This window comes from Alcanivorax sp. IL3, from assembly GCF_047495465.1.
GTDB lineage: Bacteria > Pseudomonadota > Gammaproteobacteria > Pseudomonadales > Alcanivoracaceae > Alcanivorax > Alcanivorax jadensis.
Window position 1 is genome coordinate 2,994,916 of sequence record NZ_CP179931.1, and the last position, 15,551, is coordinate 3,010,466.

At 56.2% G+C, this 15,551-nt stretch carries 15 protein-coding genes; 3 read left to right on the forward strand and 12 right to left on the reverse strand.

Going from position 1 to position 15,551, the window contains the following annotated elements:
• Nucleotides 1-30: 30 nt before the first annotated feature.
• The 4 genes from cyoD to cyoA are packed head-to-tail and all read right to left on the reverse strand — an operon-like array spanning nt 31 to nt 4,037.
• The gene (cyoD, locus tag ACMG4M_RS13960) at nt 31-387 is read right to left on the reverse strand and encodes a cytochrome o ubiquinol oxidase subunit IV (protein WP_035250241.1); all 357 of its coding nucleotides are present in this window, start codon (nt 385-387) and stop codon (nt 31-33) included.
• Nucleotides 384-1,019: a cytochrome o ubiquinol oxidase subunit III gene (gene cyoC, locus ACMG4M_RS13965; RefSeq protein ID WP_272962889.1), complete on the reverse strand. Its 636-nt coding sequence runs from the start codon at nt 1,017-1,019 to the stop codon at nt 384-386. Before cyoC ends, cyoD begins: the two co-directional genes overlap by 4 nt.
• Nucleotides 1,012-3,012 carry a cytochrome o ubiquinol oxidase subunit I gene (gene cyoB / locus ACMG4M_RS13970; protein ID WP_414430227.1) on the reverse strand — a complete coding sequence of 667 codons (2,001 nt, stop codon included), beginning with the start codon at nt 3,010-3,012 and terminating at the stop codon, nt 1,012-1,014. The genes cyoC and cyoB overlap by 8 nt, the downstream gene beginning before the upstream one ends.
• Before the next feature lie 38 nt (nt 3,013-3,050).
• On the reverse strand, nt 3,051-4,037 hold the full coding sequence (gene cyoA / locus ACMG4M_RS13975; protein ID WP_414430229.1) for a ubiquinol oxidase subunit II: 987 nt from the start codon (nt 4,035-4,037) through the stop codon (nt 3,051-3,053).
• A gap of 246 nt (nt 4,038-4,283) precedes the next feature.
• On the opposite strand from cyoA, the gene ACMG4M_RS13980 reads away from it, so the two are divergent.
• Nucleotides 4,284-5,582 carry an MFS transporter gene (locus ACMG4M_RS13980; protein WP_414430230.1) on the forward strand — a complete coding sequence of 433 codons (1,299 nt, stop codon included), beginning with the start codon at nt 4,284-4,286 and terminating at the stop codon, nt 5,580-5,582.
• A gap of 438 nt (nt 5,583-6,020) precedes the next feature.
• Here ACMG4M_RS13980 and ACMG4M_RS13985 read toward each other — a convergent pair whose 3' ends face one another.
• The gene (locus ACMG4M_RS13985; protein ID WP_414430231.1) at nt 6,021-7,130 is read right to left on the reverse strand and encodes an NADH:flavin oxidoreductase; all 1,110 of its coding nucleotides are present in this window, start codon (nt 7,128-7,130) and stop codon (nt 6,021-6,023) included.
• Nucleotides 7,131-7,288: 158 nt separating this feature from the next.
• On the opposite strand from ACMG4M_RS13985, the gene ACMG4M_RS13990 reads away from it, so the two are divergent.
• Both ACMG4M_RS13990 and ACMG4M_RS13995 read left to right on the forward strand, forming a co-directional pair.
• Nucleotides 7,289-7,750, forward strand: coding sequence for a winged helix-turn-helix transcriptional regulator (locus ACMG4M_RS13990; RefSeq protein WP_414430232.1), 462 nt, complete (start codon nt 7,289-7,291; stop codon nt 7,748-7,750).
• Nucleotides 7,747-8,382: an N-methyl-D-aspartate receptor NMDAR2C subunit gene (locus tag ACMG4M_RS13995; RefSeq protein WP_414430233.1), complete on the forward strand. Its 636-nt coding sequence runs from the start codon at nt 7,747-7,749 to the stop codon at nt 8,380-8,382. The genes ACMG4M_RS13990 and ACMG4M_RS13995 overlap by 4 nt, the downstream gene beginning before the upstream one ends.
• Before the next feature lie 232 nt (nt 8,383-8,614).
• Here ACMG4M_RS13995 and ACMG4M_RS14000 read toward each other — a convergent pair whose 3' ends face one another.
• The 7 genes from ACMG4M_RS14000 to ACMG4M_RS14030 all read right to left on the reverse strand — a co-directional run bounded on the left by ACMG4M_RS14000 (nt 8,615) and on the right by ACMG4M_RS14030 (nt 15,495).
• Nucleotides 8,615-8,908 carry a hypothetical protein gene (locus ACMG4M_RS14000; RefSeq protein WP_414430234.1) on the reverse strand — a complete coding sequence of 98 codons (294 nt, stop codon included), beginning with the start codon at nt 8,906-8,908 and terminating at the stop codon, nt 8,615-8,617.
• Nucleotides 8,909-9,544: 636 nt separating this feature from the next.
• Nucleotides 9,545-10,291, reverse strand: a complete 747-nt coding sequence (locus tag ACMG4M_RS14005; RefSeq protein ID WP_414430235.1) for a DUF2971 domain-containing protein — start codon at nt 10,289-10,291, stop codon at nt 9,545-9,547.
• 422 nt (nt 10,292-10,713) lie between these two features.
• A complete protein-coding gene (locus ACMG4M_RS14010) occupies nt 10,714-12,153 on the reverse strand; it encodes a hypothetical protein (RefSeq protein ID WP_414430236.1) in 1,440 nt (479 codons plus the stop codon).
• A gap of 284 nt (nt 12,154-12,437) precedes the next feature.
• Entirely contained in the window at nt 12,438-13,034 is a 597-nt protein-coding gene (locus ACMG4M_RS14015) for an NlpC/P60 family protein (protein WP_414430237.1), read from the reverse strand.
• Between the two features lie 28 nt (nt 13,035-13,062).
• Nucleotides 13,063-13,737 carry a ribulose-phosphate 3-epimerase gene (gene rpe / locus ACMG4M_RS14020; RefSeq protein WP_414430238.1) on the reverse strand — a complete coding sequence of 225 codons (675 nt, stop codon included), beginning with the start codon at nt 13,735-13,737 and terminating at the stop codon, nt 13,063-13,065.
• 85 nt (nt 13,738-13,822) lie between these two features.
• Nucleotides 13,823-14,494 carry an N-acetylmuramate alpha-1-phosphate uridylyltransferase MurU gene (murU, locus tag ACMG4M_RS14025; RefSeq protein WP_414430239.1) on the reverse strand — a complete coding sequence of 224 codons (672 nt, stop codon included), beginning with the start codon at nt 14,492-14,494 and terminating at the stop codon, nt 13,823-13,825.
• The gene (locus tag ACMG4M_RS14030; RefSeq protein WP_414430240.1) at nt 14,491-15,495 is read right to left on the reverse strand and encodes an aminoglycoside phosphotransferase family protein; all 1,005 of its coding nucleotides are present in this window, start codon (nt 15,493-15,495) and stop codon (nt 14,491-14,493) included. Before ACMG4M_RS14030 ends, murU begins: the two co-directional genes overlap by 4 nt.
• Between the last annotated feature and the right edge of the window lie 56 nt (nt 15,496-15,551).

Genomic DNA, 15,551 nt, shown 5'->3' on the forward strand with positions numbered 1-15,551 from the left:
TGCGGGTTTCGTCAAACCAGGGAGCCCGTGCTACCCCATCATGCCCGGCATCATATTGTTGTTCAGGCTGATCATGACCCACAGGGAACCGGCCAGGGTGATGAACACCAGCACCAGGGTGAAGATCAGTGCCAGCATGTTCCAGCCCCCTTCCGAATGGAAGTTCATGTGCAGGAAAAACACCATGTGCACAACGATCTGCACCACCATGAAGGACAGGATCAGCAGCGCCGTGGTGGTAGAGCTTTCAAACACATTGCCCATCACCAGCCAGAACGGGATCACGGTAAGAATCACCGCCAGCACAAAGCCGATCACGTATTCCTTCAGGCTAACGTGGGGGCCTTCCGCCTCGTGATGATCGTGGTCGTGTGTATGCTCACTCATGGCAGCACTCCCATCAGATAGACATAGGTAAAGACACCCACCCAGACCACGTCCAGGAAGTGCCAGAACATGGACAGGCAGAACACCCGGCGCTTGTTCTCGGGGATCAGGCCGTGCTTCTTCAGCTGGAACAACAGGGTCACCAGCCAGACGATACCGAACAGCACGTGCAGGCCGTGGGTGCCCACCAGGGCGAAGAAGGCGGTGAGGAAGCCACTGGTCTGCGGCGTCGCACCGATGTGGATCAGGTGATAGAACTCATACAGCTCCAACCCCAGGAAGGCGGCGCCCAACAGGCCGGTGATGGCCAGCCAGAACAGGGTGCCCCTCAGGCGGTTGGCCTGCATCTGCAGCATGGCAAAGCCATAGGTGATGGAGGACAACAGCAGGAACGAGGTATTGATCGCCACCAGGGACAGATCGAACACTTCCATGCCGGTGGGCCCACCGGCATAGCTGCGCGCCAGCACCCCGTAGGTAGCGAACAGGGCGGCGAAGATCAGGCAGTCGCTCATCAGGTAGAGCCAGAAGCCCAGCAGGGTACCGTTCTGGGGGTGGTGATCCCCCTTCACCAGAAACTCCAGCTGGCCATCCTGCGTTTTCACGTCAGCGGTCATGGTTGCTTCAGACATTGGCAAGCACCTTGGTTCGTTCGGCTTCAATCCGTTCTACTTCCTCCGCGGGGATGTAGTAGTCACGGTCGTAATTGAAGGTGTGGTAGATGGCCGTGCCGATCAGCGCCACAAAGGTCACCGCCGCCGCCAGCCACATATGCCAGATCAGGGCGAAGCCACAGGCCACGCTGATCGCCGACAGCACGATGCCTGCCCAGGTGCCCTTGGGCATGTGAATCGGGATAAAGCCGGATTCCGGGCGCTTGAAGCCGTGCTGTTTCATCTGCCACCAGGCGTCCAGATCGTGCACACGCGGCGTGAAAGCAAAGTTGTAAGGCGGTGGCGGCGAGGAGGTAGACCACTCCAGGGTACGGCCATCCCACGGGTCACCGGTCTCGTCGGCCAGCGCTTCGCGGCGACGGAAGCTGACAATCAACTGGATCAGGAAGGCAGCGATACCCACCGCGATCAGCACCGCACCGAAGGCGGCAATCTGGAACCAGATCTGCAGGGACTGATCCTCGAAATGGCTGACACGACGAGTCACGCCCATCAGGCCGAGCACGTACAGCGGCATGAAGGCGAAGTAGAAACCGATCAGCCAGAACCAGAACGACAGCTTGCCCCAGAACTCATCCAGCTTGTAACCGGTGGCTTTCGGGAACCAGTAAGTGATACCGGCAAACAGACCGAACAGCACGCCACCGATGATCACGTTATGGAAGTGGGCGATCAGGAACAGGCTGTTATGCAGCACGAAGTCCACCGGCGGTACCGCCAGCAACACCCCGGTCATGCCACCGATCACGAAAGTGACCATAAAGCCCAGGGTCCACAACATGGGCACATCGAACTTGATGCGGCCACGGAACATGGTGAACAGCCAGTTGAAGATCTTCGCCCCTGTCGGTATCGAGATAATCATGGTGGTGATCCCGAAGAACGAGTTCACGCTGGCCCCCGACCCCATGGTGAAGAAGTGGTGCAGCCATACCAGGTAGGACAGCACGGTAATCACCACGGTGGCGTAGACCATGGAGGTGTAACCGAACAGCGGCTTGCGGCTGTAGGTGGCCACGATCTCTGAGAAGATACCGAACACCGGCAGGATCAGGATGTACACCTCCGGGTGACCCCAGATCCAGATCAGGTTCACGTACATCATGGCGTTGCCGCCCATGTCGTTGGTGAAGAAGGCGGTGCCCAGATAACGGTCCAGGGTCAGCATGCCCAGCACGGCAGTCAGTACCGGGAAGGCCGCCACGATCAACACGTTGGTACACAGGGACGTCCAGGTGAACACCGGCATCTTCATCAGGCTCATGCCCGGAGCACGCATCTTGACGATGGTCACCAGCAGGTTGATCCCCGATAACAGCGTACCCACACCGGCGATCTGCAACGACCAGATGTAGTAATCCACCCCTACCCCGGGACTCTGCAATATCCCCGATAGTGGCGGATACGCCAGCCAGCCGGTCTTGGCGAACTCGCCGATGAACAGGGACATCATCATCAGCACGGCGCCACCGGTGGTCATCCAGAAGCTGAAGTTGTTCAGGAACGGGAAGGCCACATCACGGGTGCCGATCTGCAGCGGAATCAGATAGTTCATGATCCCGGTCACCAACGGCATGGCCACGAAGAAGATCATGATCACGCCGTGGGCAGTGAAGATCTGGTCGTAGTGATCCGGTGGCAGATAGCCCATGTTGTCGCCGAAGGCGAAGGCCTGTTGCAGGCGCATCATGATGGCATCGGCGAAGCCGCGCAGCAGCATCACCAGACCCAGGATGATGTACATGATGCCGATCTTCTTGTGATCGATGGAGGTGAACCACTCGGTCCACAGATAGCCCCACAGCTTGTAGCGGGTCAGCGCCGCCAGCATGGCCACACCACCCACTGCCACCACGGCAAAGGTGGCCAGAATGATCGGATCATGGAACGGAATGGCGTCCCAGGTGAGCCGGCCAAAAATGAGTTTGGTCAGGTCCAGGTTTTCAAACATGGTCGACACCTACTACGGCTGAATTCGGGGAAACACACTTATTCATGGTGGCCTCCATGCGCGTCATGGCCGGCATGGGCATCGTGCCCTTCAGCGGAATCCGCTTCCTGCTTGCCATGGCCGCTGTGGTACATCATGTCTTCCATGCACACGGTGCCCGGGTCCACGCAGCGGTTGAGGATCGCGTGGTACAGGGTCGGATCAACGCTGGCATAACGTGTCACCGGGTCCTTGATGCTGGGCACTTCCAGCTCCTTGTAGACCTCGCGGCTGAGGGTATTGCCGCTGGCCTGGTTCTTTTCTACCCAGGCCTGGAAGTCCGCCTCACTAAGGCCATGGAACTGGAACTTCATGTGCGAGTAGCCGGCACCACTGTAGTTGGCGGACAAGCCCTGGTAGACGCCCGGCTCGTTGATCACGCCATGCAGCTTGGTCTCCATGCCGGCCATGGCGTAGATCTGCCCGGCCATGGCGGGAATGAAGAAGGAATTCATCATGGTGGAGGCGGTAATCTTGAAGCGGATCGGATGATCCACCGGCGCCGCCAGCTCATTCACCGTGGCGATGCCCTGCTCCGGATAAATGAACAGCCATTTCCAGTCCAGCGCCACCACTTCCACGGTGAGCGGCTCCAGATCCGCCGGCACCGGAGTGCTGGCATCAATGCGATCCAGCGGCCGATAAGGGTCCAGCTTGTGGGTATACACCCAGGTCATCGCCCCCAGGGCGATGATGATCAGCAGCGGCACCGCCCAGATCACCAGTTCCAGCACGGTGGAATGGGTCCAGTCCGGTTTATAGGTAGCTTCTGTATTGGAGTCGCGGTAACGCCAGGCGAACCATAGCGTCAGCACGATGACAGGAACGATGACCAGCAGCATCAGGATGGTGGACCAGACAAGCAGGTCCCGCTGTTGCACTGCCACATCACCAGAGGGGGACATCACGACTGCATCGCAACCCGACAGCAGGGCAGCGACAAGCAACGTCAGCGACACTCCACGCAAGTATTTGAATATTTGCATTGGCGGCTATTCTGGTTGGCTTATGGGATAGGGGAACTCTAGCCAAGGCAATGGGGAGCGGGTATTGGACATTTTGTCCCATGGCCTTAAAGTGCTAGGGGAGCGGCGTTATTCCCACCGTTGGAGCCATGCTCGCATGGCGAACCTGGCAGAGCCCTTCGCCATGCGAGCATGGCTCCAACGGGAAAACATCCGCATCCATCACTGAACGGGCTCTGAAGCCCAGGCAGAACAAGAGCGCACAACATGTCCCAACCCCAGCAGTCCCACGGTTCCAGCCATGCCCCGGTGGCACCCAATGAAATCGCCGTCGGCGTGGTCATCGGCCGTACTTCCGAATACTTCGACTTCTTTGTCTACGGCATCGCCTCGGTACTGATCTTCCCGCAGGTGTTCTTCCCCTTCGTCGACCAGCTACAGGGCATGCTCTATTCTTTCTCGCTGTTTGCCCTGGCCTTTGTGGCGCGGCCCTTTGGTACCGCTCTGTTCATGGCCATCCAGCGCCACTGGGGCCGCGGCATCAAACTCACCGCCGCCCTGTTTCTGCTGGGTACCGCCACCGCCGGCATCGCCTTCCTGCCCGGTTACGAGAAACTGGGCGGTTACGCCATCGCCCTGCTCGCCCTGTTCCGCATCATGCAGGGGGTCGCTTTCGGCGGCTCCTGGGATGGCCTGCCCTCGCTGCTGGCTCTGAACGCTCCAAAGGAAAAGCGTAGCTGGTACGCCATGATCGGCCAGCTGGGTGCGCCGCTGGGTTTTGTGATCGCCAGCGCCCTGTTCCTGTTTCTCTATAACAGCCTGAGCGCTGCGGACTTCCTGGGCTGGGGCTGGCGCTATCCGTTCTTCGTGGCCTTTGCCATCAACGTGGTCGCCCTGTTCGCCCGCCTGCGTCTGGTGCTCACCGAGGAATACACTGAAGCCCTGGAAGAAAGCGATCTGGAGCCCATCGGCACCACCGAGATGGTGCGCAAGCAGGGCTACAACATCTTCATCGGCTCCTTCGCCGCCCTGGCCAGCTATGCCCTGTTCCACCTGGTGACCATCTTCCCGCTGTCCTGGATCGCCCTGCAGGGCAGCCAGACCACCGGCCAGGTGCTGACCGTACAGATCGTCGGCGGCATCGTCGGCATTATCGCCACCATCGGCTCCGGCTGGATCGCCGCGCGCATCGGCAAACGCACCACCGTGGGTGCCCTGGCGGCGATCATCGGCGTATTCAGCCTGCTCACCCCGCTGTTGATGGGCGGTAGCCCAGCCATGCAGGACACCTTCATCCTGCTCGGTTTCGCCCTACTGGGTGTGTCCTACGGCCAGGCCTCCGGCACTGTCACCGCCAACTTCGAACGCCGCTTCCGCTACACCGGCGCCGCCCTCACCTCCGATTTCGCCTGGCTGTTCGGCGCCGCCTTCGCCCCGCTGGTGGCCCTGGGCCTGTCCGCCAAATTCGGCCTGCTGTCGGTAACCGTCTACCTGCTCTCCGGCGTCATCTGCACCCTGCTGGCCCTGGCGGTGAACCAGACCTTGTCGGATCAGGCGGAGGATTAACCACCTGTAGGAGCACCTCTTGAGGTGCGAACCAACCCAAACAAAGAGGCCGCACCCGGAAATCCAGGCGCGGCCTTTTTCATGTCCGATGGTTCTCGTAGGAGCGGCGCTTGAGCCGCGAACCGCGTGCAAACGCGGAATCGTCCGTAGGGCGATTAGGGACATCAGAACGCAACAGGGCTTCCGATAGAGAGACACGAGCCAACTGACAACCCCTTCCTCGCTGTCGCTCGGTTCGCGCCTCAAGAGGCGTATTCGCTTCGCTCACCCCTTCGGGGCCGCCCTCCGGGCGTTACTCCGCTGCGCTGCGTTCCTACAGCGGCTTCGTAGAAAGCCCAAAACAAAAAAGGCCGCATCCAACATCTGGACGCGGCCTCTTTCTTATCGGACCCGGCAAACCCGGCCCGCGTTTTCCTCGCAGCTAGTAGCTAGCCGCTATCAGCTCAAACTCCCCAACGCCTTCTTGGTAAACGGCGCAATCTCTTCCTCACGCCCTTCCTTCACCTTCACCAACCAGCTCGGGTCCTGCAGCAGGGCTCGGCCCACCGCAATCATGTCGAACTCATCGTTATCCATGCGCCGGGTCAGCTCATCCAGCGCCGCCGGGTTGGCGGTACCGCCCATGCCTTCCGGGCTGTTCAGGAAGTCACCATCCAGGCCCACGCTACCCACGGAAATGGTGGGTTTGCCGGTGATCTTCTTGGTCCAGCCGGCCAGGTTCAGGTCAGAGCCTTCAAACTCCGGCAGCCAGAAACGACGGGTGGAGGCATGGAAGATATCCACCCCGGCATCCACGAACGGCATCAGGAAGCGTTCCAGCTCTTCCGGGTTCTGGGCCAGCTTGGCGTCGTAATCCTGCTGCTTCCATTGCGAGAAGCGCAGCACAATGGCGAACTCCTCACCCACCGCTTCGCGCACCGCCTTGACGATCTCCACGCCGAAGCGGGCCCGGTTCTCAATGGAGCCACCGTACTCGTCATCGCGCTGGTTGGTACCTTCCCAAAAGAACTGGTCCAGCAGGTAGCCGTGGGCACCATGAATCTCTACCCCGTCAAAGCCCACCTCTTTGGCGGCCCTGGCGGAGTCGGCAAAAGCCTGCACCACGTCCTGGATATCCTCATGGGTCATGGCGTGGCCGTTTTCCTTGCCCGGCTTGAACAGGCCGGATGGCGAATGCCCGGGCACGTCCTTGTCCGGACCAATGCCGGGCTTGCGCACCGAGCCCACGTGCCACAGCTGCGGAATAATCTGACCGCCGGCCTCGTGGACCGCATCCACCACCTTCTTCCAGCCCGCCATGGCCACATCACCATAGATCGCCGGCACCCGCTCATAGCCGTTGGCCGCCTTGTGGCCCACAAAGGTCCCCTCGGTGATGATCAGGCCCACCTCGCCTTCCGCCCGACGGCGGTAGTACCCCACCACCTCGTCATTGGGCACATAGCCCGGCGAGAAGGTGCGGGTCATGGGGGCCATGGCCACCCGGTTACGCAACTTCAGGGATTTATGCTCAAAAGGACGCAGCAGGCTGTCCAGGGAACCACTCATGATTACTCTCCCGAATTTCATTTCACTCTGGCGCTCAAGGGAGCGCGATAAAAAACAACAGAATCAGCGAGGCCATCAATCGACGGCCCTCAATTTGGTTGCGTTATAAAACCTTATTTGGTTTCGTTATGCAACCTTTCTGGCGTACAATGCCACCCATGACACGCAAACGTTTCGATGAAATGGGCTGCTCGGTAGCCTGCGCCCTCAATGAGGTCGGTGACTGGTGGTCCCTGCTGGTGGTCAAGCAGGCCATGCTGGGCACCCGCCGCTTTGTAGATTTCCAGCACAACCTGGGCATCGCCAAGAACATCCTCTGCAACCGCCTCTCCCGCCTGGTGGACAACGGCGTCATGGTGCGCGTGGACGTGGGCGAACATGGCAAGCGCTACGAATACCGCCTCACCGACAAGGGCCGCGACCTGTTTACGGTAGTCACCGCCCTGCGCCAGTGGAGCGAACGCTGGAACGGGGAAAAGGACAGCATGCAGCTGGTGGACCGCCAGACCGGAGAGCCGCTGGCGCCGGTGGTAGTGCAGAACCAGCAGGGCCAACCCCTCACCGTGCGGGATGTGCGTTTTGTGGATGAAGACGGCAGGCCATTAGAGGAAGCGGGATGACCACCGCGTCAGCGCTACAACAACGATGGCGCACCATCGTCGCCCCGCTACTGCCTGACCCGGAGCCCACCTGGCAACAACTGGCCACCCGCTACAACGAACCCCATCGTCACTATCACACCCTGGACCACGTCGCCGCCTGCCTGGGCTGGCTGGGCTGGCTGGATCACTACCGACACCTCGCTGAAGACCCGCCCTGCCTGGAACTGGCCCTGTGGGCCCACGATGTGATCTACGATCCCCGCGCCAGCGATAACGAAGCTCGCAGCGCAGACTGGTTTGCCCAGCAGTTTGCTGTCAGCGATCTGACCAACTCACAGAGAGCCCGGGTGCACGAACTCATCCTGGCCACCATCCACCCGCACCCACCCACGGACCCGGACATGGCCCTGCTGCAGGATATTGATCTGAGTATTCTTGGGGCAGATGCGGAATTGTATGACCGGTATGAAGGGTGGATTCGGCAGGAATATGACTTTGTGCCGGAAGAGGCGTTTCGGAAAGGGCGGAGTGCGGTGTTGCGGAGTTTTCTGGATCAGAGGGTGATTTATCACACCGCTGAGCTAAGGGAGAAGCTGGAATTGCCAGCCAGAGAAAACCTCAGTAGCGCACTGAAGAATCTGCGAGATTAACGCCCTATCCGTAGGAGCGTCGCTCGCGGCGCGATTTCTAAAAATCGGGATCGGGTCTTGAATGTTGCAATCAAACGCACGACGCAAGACCTGACCCTATAACCGGGAAGTGTCGGCGCGGGACAATCTTAGTCGGGCTTTGGGGAAGCTTTCAGAGGACTGATTGCCGCACGCTTTGAGAAAGGGAAGACCTGCCACCGTGTCCTAAGGCAAGCCCAAGTCACATTTTTTCTTATTTCCCCCTCTGTCTTTTCCAGACTTCAAGAATAATTGACACTAAAAATGAAAATACAACCACTACTCCATTAATCTCAATGTAATCGTCTAGTGTCACATGCTCACCCGTCCTCGCATTTATCATAGGACTATTCATCTGCCAATCAGCCACACTAACGATGGCCAGCATGACGCCCAGAGCAAGCATCAAGGCTGCATTTGAAGACGCCATCAGGCCGCTTCTCGTCAGAAACTCCAACAAGCCCCAGGCGAAAAGTATTCCCAGGAAGTACAGAAAAATCGGATGCATGTGATTACCACTATCTTTATTTAGTCAACAGGTGCGGGCCACCCATTTTCCATGGCCGATGGGAACTGGGAGACCTGACCCCATTGCTCTCCCATTATGAAGCTGCTAAGTCGACTTTGAACTTCCGAGAAGTATATGGTCTCGCGTCCCGAATTAGCAGCTATTGAGATGGCTATTTTTTTTATGTCCTCCAGGCCTTCGACCATTTCAGAAACCGGAGCATAGGTCGACAGAAAATTATCGCCGTCATCAAGGACAAAGGTGAAGCTAAAAGCTACCGGCGACTTCAGGTATTGAATCAACCCTTCAGACGCAGATCGGCTTTTCTTGATGTCAACTGGAGCTTGATTATCGATGTAGATAAGGATGGTTTCTAACTTGTCATGATGGAGCAGAAGAACGAATGAGGCTGTGTCATGACGATCCGGATTGCCAAAAACGTAGTCTGAAATGACATACTAAGCTGCCCCCTTGGGGAGAGGATCAAGCCAATCAGAGACGGCCTTTTGGGCATTCTGATTCAGCACCCTCTGCAAAGCCAGTATGACATCGAACATATGCTTTCCGGCACTCTTTTTCAGGCAACTCTAAGACGCCCCATCATTCTGGGTAAAGACTATTTTTGACCAATTTTTTTTATATTTCTTCGAACTCAATTGCAAACGCTCCATATTTACGTTGTGCTTTATAGAATTTAACTCTATCCGCCGACAGGATATTTTTTACCCTTTCAATGCTTTCCTCAGCAGAACGAAGACCAAAGTATATCGCTGTAATTGGCGCCGGTAGAGGAAGAGCAACATTTCCTTTTTTAGCCACAAGCCTCCATTCAGCCTCATACTTCCAACCCTCAGCTTTGGTAAACAAATTAACATCTAGCAAATCGATGATTCGATGAAGATTTGGGTAATCACCAGTATACCTCACCTTTCTACACATAAAGTGGCTGAGAAAATTATCTTTTATATTTCTTCTCTCAAACTCCACACAAAATCCAGTATGATTATTCGCGTAGTGAGACCACATAAGTATTTCGTCATTTTTCTCACTCAACGAGAATACACCTGACTCTTTTGCCTGAATCATAGCTTTTTCGATTGAGTTATCTTCCACTTCCTCAATCGGCTTTATCTGATTCATTTCAACAATATCATTGATTTTCTTATCGGCCTCTTCGGGTTCATAAAGCTCCCTAATTAGATCACTCAACTGATGAAGTTGATCAGCAGTAGTCTTCGGCTCTCCGGGCGTTAGCGCACAATCAAAAGGGTCATTGAAGCTTTCTGGCTTCGCAAGCCACATTTCCCTGTTAACAAGCATTCTTAATGAGAATTCATTGAAAGCACGATACTTGTACAACTTCGTAACTTCCGGATGTTCCATAAAAAATTATCTTCCCTACCAGAAGTAGACACTTATTTAATCACACATTTTCAGGCATTCAAGCTCATAAGTAATTGGTCTTTTGCAGATATCTGCATGGGGTCAGGCCTTCCATTTCCCAGGCTGTAGGCTTCATGGGAATCGGGAGACCTGAACCCATTGCTCGTTCAACAGACCAACAACTAAACCGTTTTAAATATCACGATAAGGCTCCCAGAGAGTTTTCGCCTTCTCAAAAAGAAATCTCGATTTAACCAGATTCTGGTGCACAGATATTGCCGCTTGCACGGCGAAAACCTAATTCCCGCTTAAGTGGATAGCAACGCTACCGCAACTCTCAATCATTGACCTATAAAAAGGGGAATAAAACCAAAACATCCATGCGCTGCGCATATATATTAAAGTGTTTATTATGTGGATTATTATTTTGCCAGCTCCTCTAAGTCTATGTACTCAAGTAGTTCTGGTAATTCTTGGAATTGCTTCCAAAGCAAAAATGATTTATCGACCACCTTTACTCTTGAGCGACTGGAATCGTATTCAAACACTATGGGCTTAGTGCGATTATCGAGCTGCAAGCTAACTGCTTTATTTAAAGCACCAGAGAGCTTCTTGACTGAAACTTCAGATTTTTTTGGATGAGCAGTCTGTATTTGTCGCCTCAGCGCCTGTATCGGAAGGCCTTCAAGAAGAAATTTTTCGTCGATTGTAACCAGAGCAAACAAAATCCATTTATATAATTCCAGCTCTGTCGGTTGAAACCCTGCGCTAAAATCCATTAAGAATTTGGTAAACCTGCCAGTATGCATATCTAATACAGACTTAATTTCATCTGTAATATCGATATTTTCCGCCACTACTATTTGCTCTTCCTGTGTTTTGCTTATGCTCTGGGCCTCACATACCTTCATACACAGTTGCTGTACGAGAAAAATGCTGCCATTACACTTCTGTTTAACACAGTTTTTAAAATTTTCAGTAAATGAAATATTCAGGAGAGCTTCGCTAACGGTGAAGAGTTCATCTATATTCTCATCCAACCACTTATCTGCGTTGATCGATACTATTCGCCCAGCTAGATCACCATTAAAAGTGGTCAGTCTGTCATCTTCAAGCCACACACCTACGATAATAAAACAAAGTGAGCTTTCTTCGTGGTAAGCCTTTAAAGCAATCGAAAAGTCAACTTGCGCATCTATTTCAAGATAATGAAAGTCTTCTAATACAATGAATTTGTCAAAATCAATTTCTTTTAGTGCACTAATTACATCATTGGTATTTTCCAGATCAAGCTCTAAACTCTTTTTGTTTATCTGCCTAGCTAGTTCCATTGATATATCTGAACCAATTTTGGTATCTGTTAACCCAACAGATAATGATACCTTACTAGTTCCTTTGATCGTTTTCGATTCTGAAACGGTGATTTGATAACCTGCACGTTTTAAAATAGATTCATTGATATCCGCAATACTCCAAGTATTGCTGCACGTCACCGAAATATAGTCACTTTCGAGTAAGTTCTTCTTTCTTAAAGAAGTCTTTCCCTGCTTTGAACTCCCATGAATCACTATGTGAGTCTGTTTTACCAATGAATCAACAAAGAGATCATCGACATGAGATCTAGATATATAATTCATAGGTAAATCACGTGAAGTTCTAAAAACCTCATCTACTAGTACGATATTTTCCAATTCCCCGCCCCAACTCGTATAACAGCGAATGCAGTTGCACATGCGATATATCACTTTGCAATATATCCCCAGCCTCAAATCACGCCAAAACCCAACCGGTTCAATCAAGTACCAGAAAAAAGGAACCACTCCCACCTGATTTTTCTCGCACCCCCAAACCCGAAAATTCACTTTATCTCAGCAACTTACAAAAATATGTAAGCTATATCCTACAAATTCAACTTGCGCGCGGGTGAAAAACGGGCGGTGGAGTGGCCACATATCAGGACGACAATAAGCGGGACGCTTCGGGTGCAACGGATGAATTGGGGTTTGCGTAGGGAGCAGGCGAACTGCACCGCATGGGCGGGAAATGGTGCAGTTCGCCTTAGGCTCAGTGCACCCTACTCGTTCGTCAAAGGGGTGGGAGCAGTAACGCTAGATGGAACAAAAGGGGGCACACGAGGTGGAGCGTATTACAGGCCTGCCAGACGGCGTGCCTGCCAGTAACGCTGGCGCCAGTAGGGATTGCTCAGGGATGAGGTCATCACGCCTTGGCTGGAGGACGCATGCAGGAAATCGCCGTTGCCCATGTAGATGCCTACATGGCGGTTGCCGGGGCCGGTGCGGAAGAACACCAGGTCGCCCACGCGGATCTCATCACGGCGGACTTTTTCGCCGCTTTTCAGCAACTCGGTGGTGGTGCGCGGTACCTGCATGCCCAGGCGGGACAGGAAGGTGAGGTAGACGAAGCCGGAGCAATCCACACCCCGGGGGCTCAGGCCGCCGTAGCGGTAGGGGACGCCTTTCCAGTCTTCGTGCTGGGCTTGCAGGGAAACGCGCAGGGGCGGCGCTTCGGACATGACTTCTGCCACCAGCGCATCCAGTTCCTGCTGGGACTGGAGATCCGGTGCGCTGCCGGCAAATGCCGAGCCGCCAGGGGCAACGGGAGCGTGCGAGGATGGCGGCGCGTCAGCGGGCGTCCTGCCGGCACAGCCGGCCAGCAGGAGCAGCAAACAACACAGTGAGGGAATGGCGTGGCGCATGGAGGGATAAGGCAGCGGCAGGGCCATTCGGTTCCCTCCTGAGTGGTGTAGGCCCTCAGGCCTGCGCCAGCTCCTCGCGCATTTGCTGGATGACGGCGGTGTAGTCGTCCTTGCCGAAGATGGCGGAACCGGCCACGAAGGTGTCGGCGCCGGCGGCGGCCACTTCACGGATATTATTTTCAGAGACACCACCATCCACTTCCAGGCGGATATCGCGGCCGCTGGCGTCGATCAGCTCACGCACGACGCGGGTCTTGTCCAGGGTGGTGGGTATAAACTTCTGCCCGCCGTAGCCCGGGTTCACGCTCATCAGCAGGATCATGTCCAGCTTGTCCATGACGTATTCCAGGCAATCCGGGCGGGTGGCCGGGTTGAGCACCAGGCCGGCTTTGCAGCCGTGGCTCTTGATCAGCTGCAGGGAGCGGTCCACGTGCTGGCTGGCTTCCGGGTGGAAGGTGATATAGCTGGCGCCGGCTTCGGCGAACGAGGTAATCAGGTCATCCACCGGGCTGACCATCAGGTGCACGTCGATGGGCGCGGTGATGCCGTGGTCGCGCAGGGCCTTGCAGACCATGGGCCCGATGGTCAGGTTGGGCACGTAGTGATTGTCCATCACGTCGAAGTGGATCACGTCCGCCCCGGCGGCCAGTACGGCATCGCACTCTTCCCCGAGACGGGCGAAGTTGGCCGCGAGAATGGAGGGGGCGATCAGATAATCCTGCTTGGGCATGACAATTCCTCAATTACAATTTTCCGTAGGAGCCATGCTTGCATGGCGAACAGACGCCTGCGGGTTCGCCATGCAAGCATGACTCCTACAGCCGGGTTTTCTTGAGCAGCGTATCCAGTTCGTCCAGGCGTTCCGGGGTACCGATGTCCCACCATTGGCCGGGGTGGTGCTCGCCGCTGACGGCATCGTCTGCCATGGCGGCGCGCAGCAGCGGCGCCAGTTTCGCTTCGCCATCGGGCAGATCCCGGAACAGGGCCGGATCGAACCGCCCCATGCCCGCATAGGTCAGCCTGGGTTCGCCATTATCGCGCACCCGGCCCCCTTCTGTCAGATGAAAATCCCCGCCCGGGTGGTGGTCCGGGTTATCCGCCAGCACCAGATGCACCGGGTCAGGCCGGTCTGCCACCAGCCGGGACAGGTCGTAATCGGTCCAGATGTCACCGTTGACCAGCACAAAGGGCGCATCGCCCAGCAGCGGTAGCGCCCGGCGAATGCCGCCGGCGGTTTCCAGCGGGGTGCCTTCGTGGGAATAGGCGATGGGGATGCCAAAGCGCCGACCATCGCCCAGGGTGGCGGCCAGTCTGTCGCCCAACCAGCCGGTGTTGATCACCAGGGAGTCGATACCGGCATCGCGCAGTTTTTCGATGTGGTATTCGATCAGCGCCTTGCCCCCGGCCTGCAGTAACGGCTTGGGGGTGTGGTCGGTGAGGGGCCGCATGCGCTTGCCGTAGCCGGCGGCCAGGATCATCGCCTTCACTCGTTGTCCTCGAGCTGATCCAGGATCCATTCCAGGTCCGCCAGCTCCGGGCGGCGGGCGATGACGGTGCGCAGGTAGGCGAAGAACCGGGACACATCGCCCAGGTATTTGGGCTTGCCGTCCCGGTGGCAGATGCGGGCAAAGATACCGATCACCTTGAGGTGGCGCTGGGCACCCATCAGGTCGCAGTGGCGCAGGAAGGTGTCGAACTCCGCCGGCACCGGCAGGCCTGCGGCGGTGGCCTTATCGAAATACTGGCGCAGCCAGCCCAGCACCCGTTCTTCCGGCCAGCTGATAAAGGCATCCTTGAACAGGCTGATCACGTCATAGCTGATGGGGCCAGCCACGGCATCCTGGAAGTCCAGCACCCCGGGGTTGGGATCGGACACCATCAGGTTGCGGGGCATGTAGTCCCGGTGCACAAAGACCTGCGGCTGGGCCAGGGCCGAGTCGATCAGCACAGTGAACACCCGGTCCAGGCGCTGGCGCAGCTCGCCGGTGACCACCTTTTCCCGGTGGCGAAACAGGTACCACTGGGGGAACAACTCCAGCTCGCGTTGCAGCAGGGCCTCGTCGTAGACCGGCAGGCCGCTCACATCGGTATGCAATTGCTGGGTAATCAGGGTATCGATGGCGGCGCTGTACCAGGCATCCGCATTGTTTTCGTTCAGGGCGGTCAGCCAGGTTTCATTGCCCATATCGGTGAGCAGCAGGAAGCCCTGGTCCAGATCCTGATGGACGATTTCCGGCACATGCAGGCCGGCACGCTGAAGACGCTGGGCCACGTCGATAAAGGGGCGACAATCTTCCTGGGCCGGCGGCGCATCCATGGCGATCAGGCTGCGGCCACCATGCTGATAGCGAAAATAACGACGGAAACTGGCATCCGCGGAAGCCGGCTCACCCGCCACACCGGCACCGAGGTAAGCACTCACCCACTGGTCCAGAGCGACCTTGCGGGGGTCGACCTTATTGTCGGATTTACTTTTATCAGGCTGCATTGCCTTCCTTGTTCGATTACACTGCCGCTTTTACAGGGCGGAATTGCCGCCGCTGT

Excerpts from the sequence above, each read along its gene's own strand:
- cyoD (WP_035250241.1), bottom strand. The coding sequence starts at position 387 with ATGAGTGAGCATACACACGACCACGATCATCACGAGGCGGAAGGCCCC.
- cyoC (WP_272962889.1), bottom strand. The coding sequence starts at position 1,019 with ATGTCTGAAGCAACCATGACCGCTGACGTGAAAACGCAGGATGGCCAG.
- cyoB (WP_414430227.1), bottom strand. The coding sequence starts at position 3,012 with ATGTTTGAAAACCTGGACCTGACCAAACTCATTTTTGGCCGGCTCACC.
- cyoA (WP_414430229.1), bottom strand. The coding sequence starts at position 4,037 with ATGCAAATATTCAAATACTTGCGTGGAGTGTCGCTGACGTTGCTTGTC.
- ACMG4M_RS13980 (WP_414430230.1), top strand. The coding sequence starts at position 4,284 with ATGTCCCAACCCCAGCAGTCCCACGGTTCCAGCCATGCCCCGGTGGCA.
- ACMG4M_RS13985 (WP_414430231.1), bottom strand. The coding sequence starts at position 7,130 with ATGAGTGGTTCCCTGGACAGCCTGCTGCGTCCTTTTGAGCATAAATCC.
- ACMG4M_RS13990 (WP_414430232.1), top strand. The coding sequence starts at position 7,289 with ATGACACGCAAACGTTTCGATGAAATGGGCTGCTCGGTAGCCTGCGCC.
- ACMG4M_RS13995 (WP_414430233.1), top strand. The coding sequence starts at position 7,747 with ATGACCACCGCGTCAGCGCTACAACAACGATGGCGCACCATCGTCGCC.
- ACMG4M_RS14000 (WP_414430234.1), bottom strand. The coding sequence starts at position 8,908 with ATGCATCCGATTTTTCTGTACTTCCTGGGAATACTTTTCGCCTGGGGC.
- ACMG4M_RS14005 (WP_414430235.1), bottom strand. The coding sequence starts at position 10,291 with ATGGAACATCCGGAAGTTACGAAGTTGTACAAGTATCGTGCTTTCAAT.
- ACMG4M_RS14015 (WP_414430237.1), bottom strand. The coding sequence starts at position 13,034 with ATGGCCCTGCCGCTGCCTTATCCCTCCATGCGCCACGCCATTCCCTCA.
- rpe (WP_414430238.1), bottom strand. The coding sequence starts at position 13,737 with ATGCCCAAGCAGGATTATCTGATCGCCCCCTCCATTCTCGCGGCCAAC.
- ACMG4M_RS14030 (WP_414430240.1), bottom strand. The coding sequence starts at position 15,495 with ATGCAGCCTGATAAAAGTAAATCCGACAATAAGGTCGACCCCCGCAAG.